General features: G+C 45.7%; 24 protein-coding genes. 23 read left to right on the forward strand and 1 reads right to left on the reverse strand.

Annotated elements, in window-relative coordinates; translation table 11 throughout:
• The first annotated feature begins 11 nt into the window (after positions 1-11).
• The 21 genes from B2W60_RS06960 to cysK all read left to right on the forward strand — a co-directional run bounded on the left by B2W60_RS06960 (position 12) and on the right by cysK (position 18,679).
• Entirely contained in the window at positions 12-704 is a 693-nt protein-coding gene (locus tag B2W60_RS06960) for an ABC transporter permease (RefSeq protein WP_292361934.1), read from the forward strand.
• Positions 701-1,690, forward strand: a complete 990-nt coding sequence (locus B2W60_RS06965; protein WP_292361933.1) for an ABC transporter ATP-binding protein — start codon at positions 701-703, stop codon at positions 1,688-1,690. The genes B2W60_RS06960 and B2W60_RS06965 overlap by 4 nt, the downstream gene beginning before the upstream one ends.
• Positions 1,691-1,777: 87 nt before the next feature.
• Positions 1,778-3,232, forward strand: a complete 1,455-nt coding sequence (locus B2W60_RS06970) for an RNA polymerase factor sigma-54 (RefSeq protein ID WP_292361932.1) — start codon at positions 1,778-1,780, stop codon at positions 3,230-3,232.
• A gap of 35 nt (positions 3,233-3,267) precedes the next feature.
• Complete coding sequence (gene hpf / locus B2W60_RS06975; protein ID WP_069296314.1) at positions 3,268-3,594, forward strand: ribosome hibernation-promoting factor, HPF/YfiA family; 327 nt, start codon at positions 3,268-3,270, stop codon at positions 3,592-3,594.
• A gap of 15 nt (positions 3,595-3,609) precedes the next feature.
• Positions 3,610-4,071, forward strand: a complete 462-nt coding sequence (locus tag B2W60_RS06980) for a PTS sugar transporter subunit IIA (protein WP_292361931.1) — start codon at positions 3,610-3,612, stop codon at positions 4,069-4,071.
• 6 nt (positions 4,072-4,077) lie between these two features.
• A complete protein-coding gene (locus B2W60_RS06985; RefSeq protein ID WP_292361930.1) occupies positions 4,078-4,596 on the forward strand; it encodes a hypothetical protein in 519 nt (172 codons plus the stop codon).
• Between the two features lie 96 nt (positions 4,597-4,692).
• On the forward strand, positions 4,693-5,097 hold the full coding sequence (locus tag B2W60_RS06990; protein ID WP_292356677.1) for a PTS sugar transporter subunit IIA: 405 nt from the start codon (positions 4,693-4,695) through the stop codon (positions 5,095-5,097).
• Positions 5,094-5,366: an HPr family phosphocarrier protein gene (locus B2W60_RS06995; RefSeq protein ID WP_292361929.1), complete on the forward strand. Its 273-nt coding sequence runs from the start codon at positions 5,094-5,096 to the stop codon at positions 5,364-5,366. Before B2W60_RS06990 ends, B2W60_RS06995 begins: the two co-directional genes overlap by 4 nt.
• On the forward strand, positions 5,363-7,114 hold the full coding sequence (gene ptsP, locus B2W60_RS07000) for a phosphoenolpyruvate--protein phosphotransferase (protein WP_292361928.1): 1,752 nt from the start codon (positions 5,363-5,365) through the stop codon (positions 7,112-7,114). The genes B2W60_RS06995 and ptsP overlap by 4 nt, the downstream gene beginning before the upstream one ends.
• A gap of 141 nt (positions 7,115-7,255) precedes the next feature.
• A complete protein-coding gene (gene mgtE, locus B2W60_RS07005) occupies positions 7,256-8,614 on the forward strand; it encodes a magnesium transporter (protein ID WP_292361927.1) in 1,359 nt (452 codons plus the stop codon).
• Positions 8,615-8,629: 15 nt separating this feature from the next.
• A complete protein-coding gene (gene aroC, locus B2W60_RS07010; protein WP_292361926.1) occupies positions 8,630-9,727 on the forward strand; it encodes a chorismate synthase in 1,098 nt (365 codons plus the stop codon).
• A gap of 11 nt (positions 9,728-9,738) precedes the next feature.
• Positions 9,739-10,902, forward strand: coding sequence for an MFS transporter (locus tag B2W60_RS07015; RefSeq protein WP_292361925.1), 1,164 nt, complete (start codon positions 9,739-9,741; stop codon positions 10,900-10,902).
• 112 nt (positions 10,903-11,014) lie between these two features.
• A complete protein-coding gene (locus B2W60_RS07020; protein WP_292361924.1) occupies positions 11,015-12,364 on the forward strand; it encodes a Na(+)-translocating NADH-quinone reductase subunit A in 1,350 nt (449 codons plus the stop codon).
• A 2-nt stretch (positions 12,365-12,366) separates the two neighbouring features.
• On the forward strand, positions 12,367-13,575 hold the full coding sequence (locus B2W60_RS07025; protein ID WP_292361923.1) for an NADH:ubiquinone reductase (Na(+)-transporting) subunit B: 1,209 nt from the start codon (positions 12,367-12,369) through the stop codon (positions 13,573-13,575).
• A 2-nt stretch (positions 13,576-13,577) separates the two neighbouring features.
• On the forward strand, positions 13,578-14,405 hold the full coding sequence (locus B2W60_RS07030; protein ID WP_292361922.1) for a Na(+)-translocating NADH-quinone reductase subunit C: 828 nt from the start codon (positions 13,578-13,580) through the stop codon (positions 14,403-14,405).
• Complete coding sequence (locus B2W60_RS07035) at positions 14,405-15,067, forward strand: NADH:ubiquinone reductase (Na(+)-transporting) subunit D (protein WP_292361921.1); 663 nt, start codon at positions 14,405-14,407, stop codon at positions 15,065-15,067. Before B2W60_RS07030 ends, B2W60_RS07035 begins: the two co-directional genes overlap by 1 nt.
• Entirely contained in the window at positions 15,068-15,676 is a 609-nt protein-coding gene (gene nqrE / locus B2W60_RS07040) for an NADH:ubiquinone reductase (Na(+)-transporting) subunit E (RefSeq protein ID WP_069296326.1), read from the forward strand.
• Entirely contained in the window at positions 15,676-16,893 is a 1,218-nt protein-coding gene (nqrF, locus tag B2W60_RS07045) for an NADH:ubiquinone reductase (Na(+)-transporting) subunit F (protein WP_292361920.1), read from the forward strand. The genes nqrE and nqrF overlap by 1 nt, the downstream gene beginning before the upstream one ends.
• 1 nt (position 16,894) lies before the next feature.
• Entirely contained in the window at positions 16,895-17,098 is a 204-nt protein-coding gene (gene nqrM / locus B2W60_RS07050) for a (Na+)-NQR maturation NqrM (RefSeq protein ID WP_292361919.1), read from the forward strand.
• Positions 17,099-17,118: 20 nt separating this feature from the next.
• Complete coding sequence (locus B2W60_RS07055) at positions 17,119-17,583, forward strand: CBS domain-containing protein (protein ID WP_292361918.1); 465 nt, start codon at positions 17,119-17,121, stop codon at positions 17,581-17,583.
• A 139-nt stretch (positions 17,584-17,722) separates the two neighbouring features.
• Entirely contained in the window at positions 17,723-18,679 is a 957-nt protein-coding gene (gene cysK, locus B2W60_RS07060; RefSeq protein WP_292361917.1) for a cysteine synthase A, read from the forward strand.
• A 10-nt stretch (positions 18,680-18,689) separates the two neighbouring features.
• Here the strand turns inward: cysK and B2W60_RS07065 are convergent, their stop codons facing one another.
• On the reverse strand, positions 18,690-19,415 hold the full coding sequence (locus B2W60_RS07065) for an alpha/beta hydrolase family protein (protein WP_292361916.1): 726 nt from the start codon (positions 19,413-19,415) through the stop codon (positions 18,690-18,692).
• 126 nt (positions 19,416-19,541) lie between these two features.
• On the opposite strand from B2W60_RS07065, the gene B2W60_RS07070 reads away from it, so the two are divergent.
• Positions 19,542-19,910: a cupin domain-containing protein gene (locus B2W60_RS07070; RefSeq protein ID WP_292361915.1), complete on the forward strand. Its 369-nt coding sequence runs from the start codon at positions 19,542-19,544 to the stop codon at positions 19,908-19,910.
• A gap of 162 nt (positions 19,911-20,072) precedes the next feature.
• Positions 20,073-21,536, forward strand: coding sequence for a sensor domain-containing diguanylate cyclase (locus tag B2W60_RS07075; protein ID WP_292361914.1), 1,464 nt, complete (start codon positions 20,073-20,075; stop codon positions 21,534-21,536).
• The last annotated feature ends 43 nt before the right edge of the window (positions 21,537-21,579 follow it).

Raw genomic sequence — 21,579 nt, forward strand, 5'->3', positions numbered from 1 at the left:
TTGAATTAACCGTGGAATTTTTCGGCGCATCGTTCACCGCTGCTATTAAACTCCTGGTCTCTTTTGATGCGACTGTATGGGAAATCATCCAGACCTCTGTCAGCATTTCTGTCGCTGCGGCATCTATCGCCGCTTTAATGGCAATTCCTGCCGGGGTGTTTACTGCGTTGACGGATTTTCCGGGCAAATCAGCTCTGCAACATCTCCTTAATACTTTGATGGCCATGCCCACTGTCGTCATAGGATTACTCCTCTACGGACTGTTCAGCCGGATGGGGCCTTTAGGTGAGTTAGGATTACTGTATACACAATCAGCAATGATCATCGCCCAGAGCATCCTGATTTTTCCCATCATGATGAACCTGACACTGGTTACCGTAAACACATCGGATCCACGATTACTTTTGACCTTGAAAAGCCTTGGTGCCAATAAATGGCAACAATGCTTTCAGGTATTAAAAGCCGTTCGGCTGGCTGTACTGGTAGCCATTTTGACGGGCTTTGGCCGAGCGATTGGTGAAGTAGGTGCAGCGATGATGCTCGGCGGGAATATTGAAGGGTATACCCGCACGATGACCACGGCTATTGCGCTGGAAACCAGCAAGGGCGAATTTGAACTGGCTCTGGCACTGGGCATTGTGTTGTTGTTGATCGCTTTTATCTTGAATTTTGCCCTGTCCTGGATAAATCGGCGATTAACATGACTTACGCTTATCAACTCGACAACGTCAAAGTTCTTTATGACAATCAGCTGGTGCTGGATATTGAACAACTCAACATTACAGCCAACCAATGCCTGGCCGTATTGGGTGAAAATGGGGCTGGAAAATCCACGCTATTTCATTTATTGGCCCTACTCAAGCGACCCGACTCCGGTGATATCCGCTTATTCGGTGAAAACATCGCTACGCCAAAACCGCAACATCGTCAGCAAACAGGCCTGGTTGATCAACATCCTTATATGTTGCCTGGCACTGTGGCAGATAATATTCTTCTGGCGTTAAAGCTCCAAAAAGTCGATAAGTCATTTCACCAGTCCCGGCTACAACACGTATTGGAAACCGTCAATTTAACCCGGCTGGCCAATCAACCCGCCAGCACATTATCCGGTGGCGAACAACGCCGTGTTGCTATCGCCAGAGTGTTAGCCTTTGAACCGGAGATATTGTTGCTGGATGAGCCGTTTGCCAATCTGGACAGCCTCCATCAACGTCAGTTGGAGGATGTAATCAATGAGATAAGCGCCAGTGGTAAACGCACCGTACTGTTTTCAACGCATGATCGGGTGCAGGCCTCGGCCATAACACCTCACACTATTCAACTGCTTAAAGGAAAACCCATTTCAGCTCCTTTGCTGAATCTTTTTCATGGCTATTATGATGGCGAAATATTTCATACCAATGCGCTAAAAATCTTTGCCGCAGAGGGTTCTGCCTCCGCAAGACATATTGCAATTGATCCCCTGGCAATAACCATCAGCACGCACCCGCATTCTGATACCAGTGCCCGAAATCAATTGCCAGGCAGACTTATCGCCATCAGTGAATCGGGCAAAGCAATTCGCCTGACCATTGATTGTGGAGAGAAATTTGAAGTCATTATCAGTCATCAGGCTTTGTCCGCTTTACAACTCACATTGGGTAATTCTGTGTGGTTAAGTTTTAAAGCCACGGCGGTTACCTTATTGTGATTTTTTATTTTAGAGAGACGTATAGGCAACGGCGCGACGATTGCGGTAACATAAACTCATGGTCACAACATTAAAACTAAAAATTAAGTGAAACCCTCATTACAGCTACGTATTGGTCAAAGCCTGTCGATGACGCCTCAGTTGCAGCAAGCGATCCGTTTGTTGCAACTATCTTCCCTGGAATTGCAGACTGAAATTCAGGAAGCACTCGAAACCAATCCCCTGTTGGAAGTCGAGGAGGATTACGATTATGACGAGCCCGGTATCGCTCGTCGTGACGAAGATAATGGCAGTCGCGAAATCAGCGAACTGGAAAACACCGATATTCCAGAAGATCTGCCCGTTGATAGCAAATGGGAAGATACCTACGATAATTCTCCGAGCATCAGCAGCTCAGGACCTTCCGGTGACAGCGATTTTGAACGTGATAATCAGGATGAAAGCAGCGATAGTCTGCAACAGCACTTACTCTGGCAGATGCGCCTCACACCATTTACCGAAACCGAACAGGCGATTGCCACCACTATCATTGACTCGATTGAAGATGATGGTTATCTGAAAACCACTCTGGAAGAAATTCAGCAAAGTCTGGGCGAAGAATTTGCTGAAGTAGAACTTGATGAAATTGAAACGGTATTACATCGGATTCACCACTTTGACCCGGTCGGTGTCGGCGCCCGCGATCTGCGCGAATGTCTGCTGATACAACTGCGTTTATATGAATCCTCCGTTGCCCTGAAACATATCGAATTATTGACCGAACTGATCGACAAACATCTGGATACGCTGGCTAAGCGCGATTACGCGCAGATAAAACGTACGCTGAAAGTCAGTGATGATGAATTAACCGATCTGGTGCGCTCGATTCAATTGCTCAACCCGCGTCCCGGCAGTAGTATCCAAACTGACAAAACTGAATATATCGTACCGGATGTCTATGCGATAAAAGTTCACGGCAAATGGCAGTTGTCACTTAACCCGGACAATGCTCCTAAACTGCAGATTGCCGAACATTACGCATCCTTAATAAATCGTGCCGATAGCAGTGAAGAAAACACCTACCTGAAAAATAATCTGCAGGAAGCACGCTGGTTTCTGAAAAGTTTACAAAGCCGTAATGAGACATTGCTGAAAGTCACGCAAGCCATTGTTGAACGGCAGCGTGATTTTCTTGACCATGGTGAAGAAGCCATGAAACCCTTGGTGTTAGCCGATATTGCCGAGACAGTGGAAATGCATGAATCCACTATATCCCGAGTCACCACACGCAAATATCTGCACACACCGCGCGGTATATTTGAATTGAAATTCTTTTTCTCCAGCCATGTCGGAACTGAAAGTGGCGGAGAATGTTCAGCAACAGCCATTCGTGCGATCATCAAAAAACTGGTCGCCGCAGAAAATCCAAGAAAACCTCTCAGTGACAGCAAAATTGCTGATATTCTGGGAGAACAGGGCATTAATGTCGCTCGCCGTACTATTGCAAAGTACCGTGAAACATTGGCGATAGCGCCCTCAAATGAGCGTAAGCGACTGGTGTAGAACCAGTTTTAGTCCACCAACAGGAGTGATGCATTATGCAATTAAATCTAAGCGGACAACATATCGATATCACTGACAGCCTCCGGGATCACGTCAATAAAAAATTCGAGAAACTCACTCGTCATTTTGATCACATGACCAACGTACATGTGGTGCTATCTGTTGAAAAACTTCGGCAGAAAGCTGAAGCAACCGTGCATGCCAGTGGAGCAGACTTATTTGCTTCTGACGAGCAGGAAAATATGTATACCGCTATTGAAAATCTGGTTGCCAAACTGGATCGACAGATCATTAAACACAAAGATAAAATCACTAACCACCATCAAGCTGATGGTGCAATTCAAAAACATAACGCTAGTTAAGGAGCGGTATTTTTCATGCTTATTGCTGCACTGCTCGTAAATGCGGACAACATCAGTTTCCACGATGAAGCTACCAGTAAAAAACGGGTGATCGAAAATCTCAGTCGGATGCTGGGAGCCAACACCAGTGCAGCGACTGCTGAAAAAATCTTTCAAGTTCTGCTTGAACGGGAACGTCTGGGCAGTACCGGATTAGGCAAGGGCGTGGCTATCCCCCACGCCCGTGTCCCGGATCTGACGCATACTGTGGCCGCCATGCTGACGCTGGAAACGCCCGTTGAGTTTGAAGCGGCTGATGGTAAACCGATTGATATTGCCTTTGGTTTATTGGTCCCTGAGGATGATACTGAACATCATTTACAGCATCTGTCCCGTCTTGTCACACTGTTCCGTGATGAAGAAGTTTGTAGCCGTATTCGGCAGGCCCCCAATGCGGAAGCCATTTTTGAATTATTACTTTCCATCGACGAAGACTGATTCACAATGTCTCTGCCAGCAGCCATAAATAGTCAACATGGCGTAATGCTTCATTATCAGGGAAAAGGAATTCTGCTAACGGGTGAGGCAGGTATTGGCAAAAGCAGTCTTGCGCTTGAATTGATTCATCATGGGGCGATTTTGATTGCCGATGATGTAGTGGATTTTTCACTGGAAGCTGATCAGCTAATCGGCCATTGCCCCAAAATGCTTTCCGGTCTATTGCATAGCCGTGAATTAGGCTTGATCGATATTCGCAAAGTATATGGTGAAGAGAGCTGGCGGAGCAGCTGCATTGCAGATTTTTGTATTGAGCTGAAATCAGTGCATCAACCTCCAGTCAGCGTCACCACACCAATTCACAGTAAATTTATTCTTGGTAAACCATTAGCAGTATTGACCTTATCTGTCCAGAATCCGGCATCATTAAAAACCCGAATTGACAGCTGGCTGGCAATGCAGAGTTCCCACCAACACAGCCATGCCAAAATGCAGCTCTGGCAACTGGCTAAAATGGCATTTTAAACACAGATATTTGCCTAAAAGGCTCATATCCATTACATTCATTGGCGGTAAACTGCCCTTCCAGTCTGACTTTTACTGGTGACCAAGAGAACCAAGATGACCGTAGGTATTTTGATCGTATCGCACAACCATATCGGCACCGAGTTGATAAACACGGCAAGACAAATGTTGTCCTGCTGTCCCTTGCCTACCAAAGTCATTTCTATCGAAGTAAAAGATAATCCCGACGCGATTCGGAAACAGCTTGATGGTGAATTGATTGGACTGGATCAGGGTAATGGTATTTTGATTTTGACAGATATGTTTGGCTCAACTCCTAGTAATATTGCCTGTGCGGTCTCTGATCGTGAAGATATTCGAATTGTTTCAGGGCTTAATCTTCCCATGCTAATCCGCGTTTTGAATTATCCAACCTTAAGCCTTGATGAACTGGAACACAAAGCAGTAAGTGGTGGCCAGGAAGGCATAGTTCGGTGTCATCATTCAGGATACCGTCCATGAAACAGGAACAGACTTTTACCATTATCAACCGACTGGGTTTACATGCCCGGGCTGCCGCCAAATTTGTCACCACAGCTTCTGAGTTCAATGCGGATATCCATGTTTCAAGGGATGACCGTCAGGTAAATGGCAAAAGTATTATGGGAGTGATGATGTTAGCAGCGGCCAAAGGCACTGAAATCCAGGTTACAGCAGAAGGCGATGATGCTGAACCTGCTTTACAGGCTATCGGTGAGCTGATTGCCAATTACTTTGGGGAAGGCCAATGACGCTTGAACTCCAGGGCATTGGTGTTTCCCGAGGCATCGCGATCGGCCGCGCACATATTCTGTTTCACAATCAGCCGGATGTACGTGAATACCTGATCCCTGCCTTTTCGATTGAACAGGAAGTTGAACGTCTGCTCGACGCCATTGAACAGGCCAAGCAGCAGCTCAAGTCGATACGTAATCATATTCCCGCCAACGCGCCTGCAGACGTAACCTCATTCATTGATACACATATTTTGATGCTCAATGACTCATCTCTGACCAAAGTCCCAGTCGAGATGATCCGCCAGCGTCGCTGTAATGCTGAATGGGCACTGCAACTTCAACGTGACGCACTGATCAACGTCTTCAATGAAATGGATGATCCCTATCTGCGAACCCGTCGTGATGATGTTGATCATGTGGTCAATCGTATCCATCGGATTCTGGCCGATCAGGAAGTTGCTGATCACGAAATTGCTGATGGACGGCTGAAAGGTCATATCATCATTGCTGAAGATTTGACGCCTGCAGATACCGTTTTAATGCAACATCAGGGTATTGCTGCCTTCGTCACTGAGCATGGTGGTGCGACTTCGCATACCACAATCCTGGCACGCAGCCTGGGTATTCCGGCCATTGTCGGTGTGGAATCTGTTCGTCGCTATGTGCAGGACAATGAGCCACTGATCGTCGATGGTGAAGCTGGCATCATGATTGCCGGTGCCGATGAAGGCACACTTAGAGAATATCAACAGCGGCGCATTGCTTTTGATGAACATATTTCATCACTCAGTCGCTATAAGTCACAACCGACCCGTACCCGCGATGGTAAAACCATTACGCTACTCGCAAATGCGGAATTGCCCGAAGACATTACGACTATCAGTAATGCCGGGGCACAGGGCATTGGACTTTATCGAACCGAATTTCTCTACATGAACCGTCTGGCACCACCCGAAGAGGAAGAACAGCTGGCGGCATATCGTGATGTGGTGGAAGGCATGAATAATCAGCCGGTCACCATTCGAACCTTCGACTTAGGCGCTGATAAAACCGTTGATGGTGGCCGTCATCTCACTCAAACAGTAGTCACAAATCCAGCGCTTGGTTTACGCGCCATTCGTTTGTGTCTGACTCAGCCGGCTATGTTTCGTACCCAGTTAAGAGCTATTTTACGGGCATCAGCCTATGGCAAAATCAAAATCATGTTCCCGATGATTTCCACAATGCATGAACTGTTGCAGGCACGTAACTTACTTGAGCAATGCAAACTGGAACTGGACAGAGAAGGACTGGAATATGATCATCGGGTTGAAATTGGTGCCATGATCGAAATCCCTGCCAGTGCAGTTTGTGCGGAAATGTTTGCTCGCCATGTCGATTTCCTGTCAATCGGCACCAATGATTTGATTCAATATACTTTGGCAATCGATCGTATTGATGACACAGTCAACTATCTTTATGACCCATTGCACCCTGCCGTTTTACGGTTGATTCATATGACACTGGAAGCTGGCAGAAAATTTAATGTACCAGTATCAATGTGCGGTGAAATGGCTGGTGATCCTCGTTATACACGTCTATTGCTGGCAATGGGGCTGGAGCATTTCAGTATGCATCCCAATGCTTTGTTAGAAATAAAGCAAATCATTAACGAAACTGATTTGAGTTTATTGCCGAGTAATACCCTTAGCATCATGGAAGTTTCTGATGCACTTGAGGCGGATATGTTGCTTGAACAAATCAACGCGCCGATTCATCACTAAAGTCTGTTTATCTCAAATAACCAAATCTGTTGTAAGAGATAAACAGGCCTGACAATTTAACGCTATCCAGCACAAGGCAAGCAGGCTAAAATAGCTTGCAAAACCTCCCCGTACAAGAACCGACGCCACCTGGAACCGGATATGTCTGAGCTGGACCAACATCGCAGTCTCAATCACTCGCTGAATGCATTTTCCGAGGCGCTAAAAAGTGGACGATTCGTCAGAATGCGCCGCTTATTAGCCAGCCTGCATCCCGCTGAAACAGCACATTTACTGGAATCTTTGCCGCCAGCCGAACGTCTGGTTTGCTGGCCGATCATTAACCCCGAATTACGCGGTGAAGTACTTTCCTATATTGGTGAAGATGTTCGTACAGGTCTGATGACCAACATGGACACGGCTGATCTATTAAGTGCGACTGAAGATCTGGATACCGATGATGTCGTTGATATCTTGCAGGATCTGCCCGGCCATGTGATGCAGGAAGTGTTGCGGGCCATGAACTCGCAGCGCCGACGTCGGGTTGAAGCCATTCTGGCTTATGAGGAGGATACTGCCGGTGGTCTGATGAACACCGATGTGGTCACGGTGCGTTCTGACATTACCCTGGAAGTGGTATTACGTTATTTGCGTATGTACGGCGAATTACCTGAAAACACGGATAGCTTGTACGTTGTTGATCATCAGGATAAATATCTCGGTACTTTACGTTTGTCGCAGGTTGTCAGTCGCAGTCGTTCGCTCACTGTACGCGAAGCGATGTCGCATCAGGTTGAGCCAATTCCGGCCAATATGTCTGACCACGATGTGGCACACCGTTTTGAAAAACACGATCTGATTTCTGCCCCCGTAGTAGATAAAGACAACCATCTGCTGGGCCGTATCACAATCGATGACGTGGTAGACGTTATCCGCGATGAAGCCGAACACTCTTTATTGAGCATGGCCGGTTTGAGTGAGGATGAAGACACATTTGCGCCGGTCAAAAAAAGTATCCATCGCCGCTCGGTATGGCTCGGCATCAACCTGCTCACCGCTTTTCTCGCCGCATGGGTCATTGGTCTGTTTGATACTACCATTGAAAAACTGGTGGCATTGGCAGTATTAATGCCGATTGTTGCCAGCATGGGCGGCATTGCCGGTAGCCAGACATTGACATTGGTGATTCGCTCCATGGCTTTAGGGCAACTGAATGATAAAAACCAGCGATGGTTGTTACGTAAGGAATTTCTGGTCGGCATGGCTAATGGTGTGATTTGGGCAATAGCAATCGCTTTTGTTACTTATCTGTGGTTTGGTAATTTTTTACTGGGAATCATGATTGGCGCGGCCATAATTGTTAATATGACTTGTGCTGCACTTGCAGGCGTCATAATTCCATTGGGATTGAAACGTATTGGTATTGATCCCGCATTGTCCGGCAGTGTGTTACTGACCACTGTGACAGATGTCGTCGGATTTATGGCTTTCCTTGGATTTGCTACTTTATTTATTGTTTAACTCGGATATTTGATTATGTCAGGCAACAGTTTCGGAAAACTATTTACCGTCACCACCTTTGGTGAAAGTCACGGTACAGCGATAGGTTGTATTGTGGATGGCTGCCCACCGGGACTTGAATTGTCTGAAGCCGATCTGCAGGGAGATCTGGATCGTCGTCGTCCCGGTAAAAGCCGTCATGAAACACAACGTCGCGAACCCGATCAGGTCAAAATTCTTTCAGGCATTTTTGAAGGCAAAACCACCGGGACTCCCATTGGTTTGTTGATTGAAAATGTGGATCAACGTTCAAAAGATTACGGCAATATTGCAGAGCAATTTCGCCCGGCTCATGCCGATTATGCCTATCAGCATAAATATGGTTTCCGTGATTACCGGGGTGGTGGTCGCTCCTCAGCTCGTGAAACTGCAATGCGAGTCGCCGCGGGCGGTATTGCCAAAAAATTTCTCAAACAACGATATGGTATCGAAATTCAGGGTTACCTGAGTCAGCTCGGACCGATTAAAGCTGAAACACTGGATTGGTCGCATATCGAAAACAGTTTGTTTTTCAATCCGGATCCGAAGATTGAAAGTCAGTTGGAAGACTATATGGATGCCCTACGCAAGGAAGGCAATTCAATTGGTGCTCGTATCAATGTCATTGCCCGCCATGTCCCCCCCGGTCTGGGTGAACCTATTTTTGATCGACTGGATGCTGATATTGCTCATGCGATGATGAGTATTAATGCCGTTAAAGGTGTTGAGATCGGTGCAGGTTTTGAGTCGGTTACTCAAAAAGGCACCGAACATCGTGATGAAATAACCCCTGAAGGCTTTCTGAGCAACCATGCTGGCGGTACGCTCGGTGGAATTTCCAGCGGCCAGGATTTACTGGTCAGCATGGCACTCAAACCTACATCCAGCTTGCGCATACCGGGTCGCAGTATCAACACACGTGGTGAGCCTATTGAAGTGGTTACACATGGCCGTCATGATCCCTGTGTGGGCATTCGGGCTACACCAATCGCTGAAGCCATGCTGGCATTGGTGTTAATGGATCATGTATTACGTCAACGGGCACAGAACATGGATGTCACGACTGATACACCAATTATTCCGGCGCAAGCCTGATCTGATCGCTGGTGCCTTTTTCTGGTCTACCCTACTGGCGACTGTCAGGATTTTATCTTTTTTATTTTGCTACTCTGGGTATTCTGGTTCCCTACTGGGGCCTCTACCTGCAGTGGGAAGGCTTCAGTGCCAGGCAGATTGGTGAATTAACCGCCATTCTGCTGGCCACCCGCATTATTGCACCAAATGTCTGGGGCTGGATTGCTGATCATCGTGGTCAGCGAATGCGTATTGTACGACTGGCAAGTTTTCTCAGTATTTTGGCTTTCTCTGCCATTTTTATCTCGCAAAGTTATTACTGGATAGCCGCTGTACTGATGCTATTCAGTTTTTTCTGGAATGCGTCACTTCCCCAATTTGAAGTCACTACCCTGCAGCATCTGGGCGAGTATAGCCATCATTACAGCAAGATCCGTGTGTGGGGATCTATCGGCTTTATCTGTGTAGTGGTGTTGCTCGGTTGGCTGTTAGATCGTTACGATGCCGGCATCGTCCCCTATGCCTTGCTGGTATCAATCAGTGGTATCTGGTTAATCAGCCTGACCGTTCCTGAATCAGCAAGTCGTCATCTCAGTCTCAATCACATCCCTATAAAGCAATTACTTAAACAACCTGCAGTGCGGGCATTTTTAGCCATCTGTTTTTTAATGCTGGTCAGCCATGGACCCTACTATACGTTTTACAGTATTTATCTTGAACAGCATGGATACAGCCGCACCCTGATCGGACAGTTATGGGCGTTGGGTGTGGTAGCAGAGTTAATGGTATTTCTGGTGATGCACCGCTGGTTACCACGCTTTGGCATACGTAAAGTGCTACTGGCCAGCCTGCTGCTGGCAGCGCTTCGTTGGCTGTTGATTGCGCTATATGCCGATCAGATTTTTATATTGATTGCCGCACAATCTTTACATGCGGCCAGTTACGGTGCCTATCATGCCGCTTCAATAGCATGGGTACACCAACATTTCACCGGCCGCAATCAAGGACGAGGACAGGCGCTTTACAGCAGTATGAGTTTTGGTGCCGGAGGTGCGGTGGGAAGCTTATTAAGCGGTTATTTATGGATTACCCCCGGACCGGAAATGACTTTCATTCTGGCGGCACTAACGGCTTGCACTGCATTTCTGATTGGTTTTGTATGGCTTAAAACAGCTAAATCCACTGCTGGAAAATAACCATTCAAATAACGTGGTAAGCTTCCCATAAGTACTGCAAAGCCGCTATACTCCTGCGTTGATAATTTCAAAAGCCAACAGTGCTCATGCACTGCTTCTGACTAGGTGGGATATGCATTTCTCAATTAAGAAAGGGCTGACATTGCCCCTTGCTGGTGCCCCGGAACAAACAATTAGCCAGGCTAATCCGGTCGCATCGGTTGCTGTGTTGGGTCACGAATACGTCGGGATGAAACCGACTATGCTGGTTGAAGAAGGGCAGCGGGTTAAATTAGGTGAAGCCTTGTTCACCGACAAGAAAATTCCCGGTGTGACTTATACAGCTCCAGGCTCAGGCGTGATTAAATCCATTAACCGTGGCGCTAAACGCGCATTACAATCTGTGGTAATTGAGCTAGAAGGTGATGATGAAATCACTTTTAAACATTACTCCCCGAAAGAACTGACGTCGCTCAGCCGTGAGCAAGTCCAGGAAAATCTGGTGGCGTCGGGTTTATGGACAGCATTACGGACACGGCCGTACAGTAAAAGTCCGGAACTGGATAGCGAACCTAAAGCAATATTTATTACTGCCATTGATAGCAATCCACTGGCCGCTGACCCCAATCTCATAATTAATGAGTACGCTGACGATTTTCGTAATGGTTTGACAGTACTCAGTCATTTGACTAGCGGTAAATTGTATCTATGCCAGTCACCACAGGCTGCATTACCGACTCCTGATCTCAAAAATCTTGAAACCCCGACTTTCTCGGGCCCTCACCCCTCTGGTCTTGTTGGAACTCATATCCACTGTATCGAGCCGGTTAGTGTCAAAAAAACCGTATGGCATATCGGTTATCAGGATGTCATTGCTGTAGGAAAACTATTCACCACCGGTCACCTCTGGGTAGAACGAATTATCTCGCTGGCAGGCCCCATGGTAAATAAACCTCGGTTAATTCGCACACGACTGGGCGCCAATACTGAAGATTTAGTCCGTGGCGAAGTTCAGAATGTTCGTTCCCGTGTCATTTCCGGATCAGTTTTCAATGGTCATACAGCCAATAACTGGGCCGCTTTCCTGGGTCGATTTCATTCTCAGATATCTGTGCTTGAAGAAGGCACCCACCGTGAAGTATTAGGCTGGATTCGTCCAGGCGGCGCCAATAAATATTCCGCATTGAATGTGTTCTTCAGCAAAATTTTCGGCAAAAAAGATTTACCGTTGACTACCTCACAAAATGGTAGTCCGCGAGCCATGGTGCCTGTTGGTGTATTTGAAACGGTTATGCCACTGGATATTTTACCCACGCAACTGCTGAGAGCTTTACTGGTCAGAGATACTGATTCTGCTCAGGCTCTGGGGTGTCTTGAGTTGGATGAAGAAGATCTGGCCTTATGTTCATACGTCTGCTCTGGCAAATATGACTATGGCCCAGCGCTGAGAGCCAATCTTACACAAATAGAAAAAGAAGGATAACCATGGCGCGTTTAAGACGATTCCTAGACCGGATAGAGCCATCATTCCAAAAAGGCGGACCATACGAAAAGTATTTTGCTGTCTATGAGATGATCGACACATTCATCTATAGCCCGGGCGATGTAACTCGTGGCTCCCCGCATGTTCGAGATGGTATCGACCTTAAGCGGGTAATGAGTTATGTCGTGCTCGCGACCCTGCCCGTATTAATGCTGATGTTATGGAATACCGGCTATCAGGCAAACAGCGCGATGGCCCAATTGGGTATGTCGACACTGGAAGGCTGGCGTGGCTGGATTCTGACCAGTTTTGGTATCGGTTACGATCCTAATAGCATGTTCTCTAATATGTTCCATGGGCTACTATATTTTTTGCCGATATATCTGACAACATTGATTGCCGGAGGTACCTTTGAAGTCATTTTTGCTGCTGTGCGAAATCATGAAGTCAATGAAGGCTTTCTGGTTACCTCCATGCTTTACAGTCTCACCTTACCGCCATCTACGCCTCTGTGGCAGGTTGCTCTTGGTATTATCTTTGGTGTGGTGATTGGTAAAGAAGTGTTTGGTGGTACCGGCAAAAACTTCCTGAATCCTGCATTAACCGGCCGTGCATTTTTGTACTTTGCCTATCCGGCACAAATGTCCGGAGATGCTATCTGGACAGCAATTGATGGTTATACCGGCGCCACTCCTCTTGCCCTGGCTGCCCTGGGTGGTTTGGAAGCTGTGACTGAAGCGGGTTATACCTGGACACAAACCTTTATTGGTCATATGCCTGGTTCGCTGGGTGAAACATCTACTCTGGCTATTTTACTTGGAGCGGCTTTCCTGCTGTATACCCGGATTGCCTCTTTTAGAATTATTTTCGGTGTGTTTATCGGCATGGTTGCCACGACCTGGCTGTTTAATATGATTGGCAGTGAGACCAATCCAATGTTTGGTTTGCCCTGGTACTGGCATTTATCACTGGGTGGTTTTGCCTTTGGTATGGTTTTCATGGCCACGGATCCGGTTTCTGCAGCCATGACCAACAAAGGCCGCTGGATCTACGGCATTCTGATTGGTTTTATGACTGTGCTGATACGGGTCATCAATCCTGCCTTCCCCGAAGGTATTATGTTAGCCATATTGTTTGCCAATATATTTGCCCCTCTTATCGACTATTTTGTCGTTCAGTCCAACATTAAACGAAGACTACAGCGAAGCTAACCATGGCAGAAATTACTCGGAAAAAAGGTTTTTTTGGACAGCTGATGCAGCGGCCCAATGATGACCCGACAAAAACCATATTTATTGCAATCATGCTGTGTTTGGTCTGTTCGGTCATGGTGTCGACGGCAGCCGTAGCACTCAAATCCAAGCAGGTTGTAAATAAAAAGAATGATATTCGGCAGAACATACTGGCCGTTACCGGACAGTATGAACCCGGCATGGACATGGAAGTTGCCTTTGAACAATTTGAAGTCCGATTAGTTGACCTGGCATCCGGGGAGTTTGCGGAAAACGATATTGATCCGACGACGTATGATCAGCGCAAAGCCTCCGGGTCGCCAGATTTAGGAGTACGCCTCGGTAATCGTGAGGATATTGCCGGAATCGGCAGCAGAGCCAAATACGCACCTGTTTATATTCTGCGTCAAGGTGATGAAATCGAACAACTGGTCATTCCGGTTCATGGTTACGGCTTATGGTCGACTATGTACGGTTTTCTCTCCCTGGAGAGTGACTTTAATACCATTCGTGGTTTGCGTTTTTACGAGCATGCAGAAACGCCAGGCCTGGGCGGCGAAATAGAAAACCCGCGCTGGTTAGCCAAATGGGAAGGTAAAAAAATATTTGATGAAAATGGCAATGTGGAATTCAGAGTTGTTCGGGGTTATGTCGACAACAATACACCACAAGCTGAGTATAAAGTCGATGGATTATCCGGTGCTACTCTGACCAGCCAAGGTGTATCCAATATGATGGTCTTCTGGTTAGGTGAAAATGGATTTGGTCCTTTTTTGCAAAACATGCGTTCAGACGTGGGGAATAACTGATGGCAAGCCAAGCAAAAACCAATGTTATCGACCCGTTAATCGATAACAACCCTATTACATTACAAGTATTGGGAATCTGCTCCGCATTAGCGGTGACAACCAATATGACTGCGGCGCTGATCATGTGTATCGCCTTGACGACGGTTGCTGCATTTTCAGGCGCGATTATCAGTATGATTCGTCATCATATCCCGTCAAGTATTCGCATCATCGTTCAGATGACGGTCATTGCTTCACTGGTCATTATCGTTGATCAGATTCTCAAAGCTTACGCTTACGAGGCAAGCAAACAATTATCTGTGTTTGTCGGTTTGATCATCACCAACTGTATTGTTTTAGGCAGAGCAGAAGCCTATGCCATGAAAAACTCGCCGGGAATGAGCTTTCTTGATGGTTTAGGTAATGGTCTGGGTTACAGTTTAGTGTTGCTGGTTGTCGCCTTCTTCCGTGAATTACTGGGCGCTGGCAAACTGTTTGGGCAAACTATTATTCCTGTCGCTAACGAAGGTGGCTGGTATATGCCCAATGGTTTGATGCTGCTGCCACCCAGCGCATTTTTTATTATCGGCCTGATGATCTGGGCAATTCGTAGCTGGAAACCACAACAAGTTGAGGCGCCGGACTATCAGATTCACCAGGTACACCGCACGGAGGTTTTGTAAATGGAGCATTATCTCAGTCTGTTTATCCGCTCAATTTTCGTCGAGAATCTGGCTCTGGCTTTCTTTTTGGGGATGTGTACCTTCCTCGCAGTATCGAAAAAAATCGAAACCGCTCTGGGCTTGGGTATCGCGGTTATTCTGGTTCAGGCAATAACCGTTCCAACCAATAATCTGATTTATCAATACCTTCTTAAAGAAGGCGCCCTGTCATGGGCAGGTTTACCAGATGTTGATCTGAGTTTCCTGGGCCTGATCAGCTATATTGGTGTTATTGCCGCTATGGTGCAAATCATCGAAATGGCCATGGATAAATATGTGCCGGCACTCTATAACGCGTTAGGTATTTTCCTGCCTTTAATCACGGTGAATTGCGCCATTTTAGGGGGCACATTGTTCATGGTAGAACGTGATTACAATCTTGCAGAAAGTGCCGTATATGGTGTGGGAAGTGGTTTTGGCTGGGCGCTGGCTATCACTGCAATCGCAGGCATCAGAGAGAAACTTAAATATTCCGACGTTCCTGACGGCTTACAAGGCCTTGGCATCACCTTTATCACTGCGGGCTTGATGGCGTTAGGATTCATGGCATTTTCGGGGATTCAACTCTAATGGAAATCATTTTAGGCATCGTCTTATTCACGCTGATCATCATGGCGTTGGTATTCGTTATTATCAGCGCCCGCTCCAAATTGGTAGCGACCGGTGATATCGACATTATTGTCAATGATGAAAAAACGATTAAAACCAAGGCTGGCGGCAAACTTTTAGGGGCTTTAGCCGATGCTAACCTGTTTGTATCTTCAGCATGTGGCGGTGGTGGGACCTGCGCGCAATGCAAGGTAAAGATCTTTGAAGGCGGCGGCTCTATTCTGCCCACTGAAGAATCACATATCACTAAACGTGAAGCCGCTGAAGGTGATCGGTTGTCTTGTCAGGTGGCCGTTAAACAAAACATGCGGATTCAGGTGCCGGAAGAAGTATTCGGCGTGAAGAAGTGGGAATGCACGGTTCGTTCCAATGATAATGTTGCCACTTTTATTAAAGAGCTGATCCTTGAATTACCTGAAGGTGAAAGTGTTAACTTCCGTGCCGGTGGTTTTATTCAGATTGAATGTCCGCCACATACGGTGGAATACAAAAACTTTATCATCGCCGATGAATATCGTCCGGATTGGGATCGCTTTGATATGTGGCGTTACAAATCCGTGGTGAAAGAAAACGTGGTTCGCGCCTACTCTATGGCCAACTATCCGGAAGAAAAAGGCATTGTAATGCTGAACGTACGGATTGCATCACCACCGCCTAATGCTGATGATGTGCCACCGGGAATCATGTCTTCATACATTTTTGATCTCAAAGCTGGTGATAAAGTCACTATTTCCGGTCCATTTGGTGAGTTTTTTGCCAAAGATACGGATAAAGAAATGGTATTCATTGGTGGTGGTGCCGGTATGGCGCCAATGCGTTCACACATCTTTGATCAGCTGCGCCGTTTGAAATCTAAACGTAAAATGACTTTCTGGTATGGTGCCCGCAGTCTGCGTGAGATGTTTTATACCGAAGATTTTGACGAGCTGGCCGCTGAAAATGATAATTTCACCTGGCATGTCGCTTTATCTGATGCATTGCCGGAAGATAACTGGACTGGCTACACCGGGTTTATTCACAATGTTATTTATGAAAACTATCTGAAAGATCATCCGGCTCCAGAAGATTGCGAATATTACATGTGCGGCCCACCGATGATGAACGCAGCCGTCATCAAAATGCTCGAAGATTTAGGTGTTGAACCTGAAAACATCATGCTTGATGATTTTGGAGGCTAATATGAATACTTTCCTCGCCACATTTTTTATTCTTCTGTTGGCTGTTATAGCCATGGCTATAGGTGTAATTTTTGGCCGTTCAGCAATAAAAGGTAGTTGTGGTGGTTTGAATCAGGTTGGACTGTCAGGAAGTTGTGGTGGTGCCTGCTCAATCCAGGAAAAAGAAGAGTGTGAAGCCCGGAAACGGGAAAAACAACAAAACTAATCAGCATCAGGGAGTAGTCCATGCTTGCATCACTCAAAGTAAAAGATCATATGAATGGCACCAAGATCACCTTCACTCCTGATATGGATGTGTTGCGGGCGATTCATCAGCTGATTGAGTTGAAAATTTCCGGGGCACCGGTAGTGGATCATCATGGCAACCTGATTGGTTTTCTCTCTGAAAAAGACTGTATGCAAGTCGCCCTTAATGCTGCTTATCAGGGCGAATCGGCCGGCAAAGTCGAAGAATATATGCATAATAAAGTTGAAACCATTGATTTTGAAGCTTCCATCATTGAGGTTGCCGAGAAATTTTTACAAACCGCTTACAAATGTTTGCCAGTGATCAAAGAAAATCGCTTAGTTGGTTCAATTACCCGACAAAATATTTTGAAGGCACTTGAGCTGACATCTAACCCGGATAGCAAACAGCCGGCAAAACAATCCACCAAACAAAATATTCATGTAAGCAATAATGTTTCCTGACATTTAGCTGGACTTCGCTACTAACAGCCGCCATGCGGCTGTTTTTGTTTATAGCTGTTGTTAGACGACCAGTGGATTTTTTTGCATCAACAATTTAGTGTAAGCTTTGGATTAATTTAACCAGACCGACAGAGAAATTATGATCTATAACAGCATCCTCGACACTATCGGTAATACACCTATTGTTAAACTTAATAATATTGCTCCTGAGCACGTCGAAATGTACGTCAAAGTGGAAGCATTCAATCCGATGGCTTCGGTTAAGGATCGCCTTGCATTTGCCGTAATCGATGACGCTGAAAAACGTGGTGTATTAAAACCTGGACAAACTGTCGTTGAAGCAACATCGGGTAATACCGGCATTGCCCTGGCAATGGTCTGCGCAGCGAAAGGTTATCCATTTGTTGCCACGATGGTTGAAACCTTCTCCATTGAACGCCGGAAAATTATGCGGGCACTCGGTGCCAAAGTTATCCTCACTCCCGCAGCGGAAAAAGGGACAGGAATGGTGAAAAAAGCCGAGGAACTTGCTGAAAAACATGGCTGGTTTCTCGCAAGACAATTCGAAAATCCTGCTAATCCAGCTTTTCATCGAAATACTACCGGCCCTGAAATTCTTCGCGATTTTGCCGGTAAAAGGCTCGATTACTGGGTCTCAGGCTGGGGAACTGGCGGCACGTTAACCGGGGCTGGTGAAATGATAAAACTTGCCAGACCTGATACCAAAATTGTCGCCACTGAACCAGCTGCGGCATCGATGCTGGCAGGAGATGACTGGCATCCCCATAAGATTCAGGGCTGGACACCAGACTTCATTCCAGATGTATTAAATCGCGATGTTTATGACGAGTTATACCCTGTTACTGATGAAGAATCCAAAAGCTGGGCATTAAGGTTAGCCAGTGAAGAAGGAATCTTCTGTGGTTTATCTTGTGGCGGCACTGTGGCAGCCGCAATGAAAGTCGCTGAAAATGCAGAACCAGGTTCGGTTATTCTCGCAATGCTACCCGATACTGGCGAACGCTATCTATCAACTTATTTATTTGAAGGCATGAATGAAGGTTCCGATGATGAATGGCTGGCCAGCCTTGGCTAGCCATTCCAGTCTAATCCGTCAGTACCGCAGCGATAGCCACCGACCAGCAGCACGTATGATCAGCTCCTCCCACCAGATAGCTTTTTACTTTTTCACGTGATTTGAATTTCGACAGATAAGACATTAATACCGACCCGGGTACCACAAAATCATGATCGCCTATCAAATGTATCTGGGGTACTGCCTCTAATGCTGAGCTGTAATCAACTGGGTTTAATGAACCCGACAGAGGTGCTGAATCATTAAATTCGCTCCACCACTTATGATCAAGGTTGCCAGCAACGGTCACTAATAGTGCAACATCGCTCCTTTTTGATGCAATAATCGATGCGATTGCTCCCCCTCCGGAATACCCTACCAAACGTATTTGACTCGCTTGATACTGCTGTTTCATTATAGAAATTGCCATATCCATCGAATCCACTACGGCTTGAGAATATCGATGTGAAGTCCACAGCTCACGGTTACACGAGTTAAATCGGGTAGCTTTCAGATATTGACAGGGACGTCCTATATAGACACTGTCTCCTCGGGTTTCCTGCGCCAGCCTTAATGCCACGCCGGGTTCTCCATCACCTTCAATAAAAATATTAAGTATTTCAGCTTGCTTTAACTCTGGTGGTGCAAAGCCGATCATGATATGTGAACCGCCAGAAAGAATCAGACGATTCCATGTAGATATTTCATTCGCTTGTACTGAAAATGACAATACAAAAAGAAGCATGAACGTTTTCATGGAGCACCTCCGTTAAGGGTGACATGAAAAATTTTGCATAGATGATGCCAAATCCGTTCAACATGATTTTTATCTGGATTGCCCGATATTTTGCTAAAAGGCCCCAAACATGATTACATTTTCATTATGAAACCCATAATAAAACCATTTCAAGCCGATAACGAATACTATTTTATTGAAGGATGCTATATCAATGAACTGTCTAATGATATCGAAGATGAAGCGTTATCAATTGCTCAAGCAAGGGTTTCACCCGGAGTAACCACACAGTGGCACCGGTTAAAGTCAACCACTGAACGTTATGTGATTATTCAAGGTCAGGGAATCGTAGAGATCGGTGATTTGTCTCCTCATACCGTTACTTCGGGAGATGTTGTTATTATTCCTGAAAATACTCGCCAACGTATCACCAATGTCAGTAATGAGGATCTGGTATTTCTAGCATTATGTACCCCGCGATTTACAGCTGATAACTATCAAGAAGAATTGACCTAATTCAGATTATTGCTTCACATGGTGTATCCTTAATTCATATATAAAGTAAACAGGCACAAAAAAAAGCATTAACTCTTATATAAAGTCTGTTTGCTATATAAAATTTTCACCGGATGAATTTTCAAACATGGAGACAGTTCAACAATGGAGTTGAATTCAAGTATGAATGAAGTAAACACTGGAACACCCGCTATTTCACTTGAAGAAATTAATTTCCAGACGATGGCTGAAGATGCCCCAGTTACCCTTTGGCTAACTGATATACATGGCAATATAATTTTTACAAATAACCAATATAAAAATTTTATTGGACGAGAAAAAGTTGAAAAGATGGGTGGTAAAGCCTGGTTCAATGCCTTACATCCCGACGACCGTGATTATTGTCTGACTGTATTTAAGGATGCATTTGAGACTTACAAATCTTTTACCATGGAATACCGATTACGTCGTCGTGATGGTGAATACAGGCATTTTATCGACCATGGTGAACCCTATATCGATGGCCATGGCCGTTTTTCGGGTTTTGTTGGGTCCTCAACTGATATCACTGAACAAAAATTATCTGAAGATGAACTGAAAAAGTCTCATCAGGAACTCACACAATACAACTATGAGATGAATCTCATCAATCAGCTTAACTCTTACCTCCAAGTATGCAGAGCTGTTGATGAAACCTACCCCATCGTTTCATATTATGCAGAACAGATCTTTCCAGATTGTACCGGTGCACTGTATTTGTTTAATGATAAGAAAACACTTGTTGAATCGATGACGACATGGGGCATAACAGATGATATTAAAAGTGCACCCGTCATAGCTCCTGATGACTGTTGGTCGCTACGTCAAGGTAAGGAGCACACTACTCTTGATAACGATGGCAGACTTCGATGTAAGCATGTCAGCGAAGGTGTGAGCAACTATATCTGTGAACCGATAATTGCCCAGGGTGAAATGCTTGGCATGTTACATATCGAATTTAATGGTGCAAAACATAAAGTAGGAGAAGAGAAAACCTATTACGTTGAGTCCAGAAAGCGTCTGGTGAAAATTACTGCTGATAACCTTGCTTTATCACTGGTTAGCCTGAAACTCAAAGAAGCTTTACAATCACAATCAGTACGTGACCCATTAACCTCTCTGTTTAACAGACGTTTCATGGAGGAAAGCCTTGAGCGTGAAATTCACAGATGTGCCCGAGCCCAGCATGGACTGGGTCTGATCCTCTCAGATATCGATCATTTTAAGAAATTTAATGATGATTATGGCCATGATGCTGGTGATCTGGTTCTTGTCGAATATGCCAATATTCTCAAAAATCATTTTCGCAGCAGTGATGTTATCTGTCGCTATGGTGGCGAAGAATTCATTATTATCATGCCTGATATTAACAAAGACCACTTGGTAAAGCGCGCCCAAATACTCTGTCAGGAAATCAGTTCACTGGAACTTTTATATCAAAATAAACCGCTACCAACGATCACAGCCTCCTGTGGTGTGGCCTATCTGCATAACACGCTTATCGAAAAATCAGACATAATCAAGGCAGCTGATGTCGCTTTATATGAAGCTAAAAATAACGGTCGAAATCAGGTGGTGGTTTCCGAAACGGAGTTTATTGATATTTAGCAAAATCCACCCCTATTTTTACAGGAGCAAAAACCGACCACTG

Source organism: Methylophaga sp. UBA2496 (genome assembly GCF_002341635.1).
Lineage (GTDB): Bacteria > Pseudomonadota > Gammaproteobacteria > Nitrosococcales > Methylophagaceae > Methylophaga.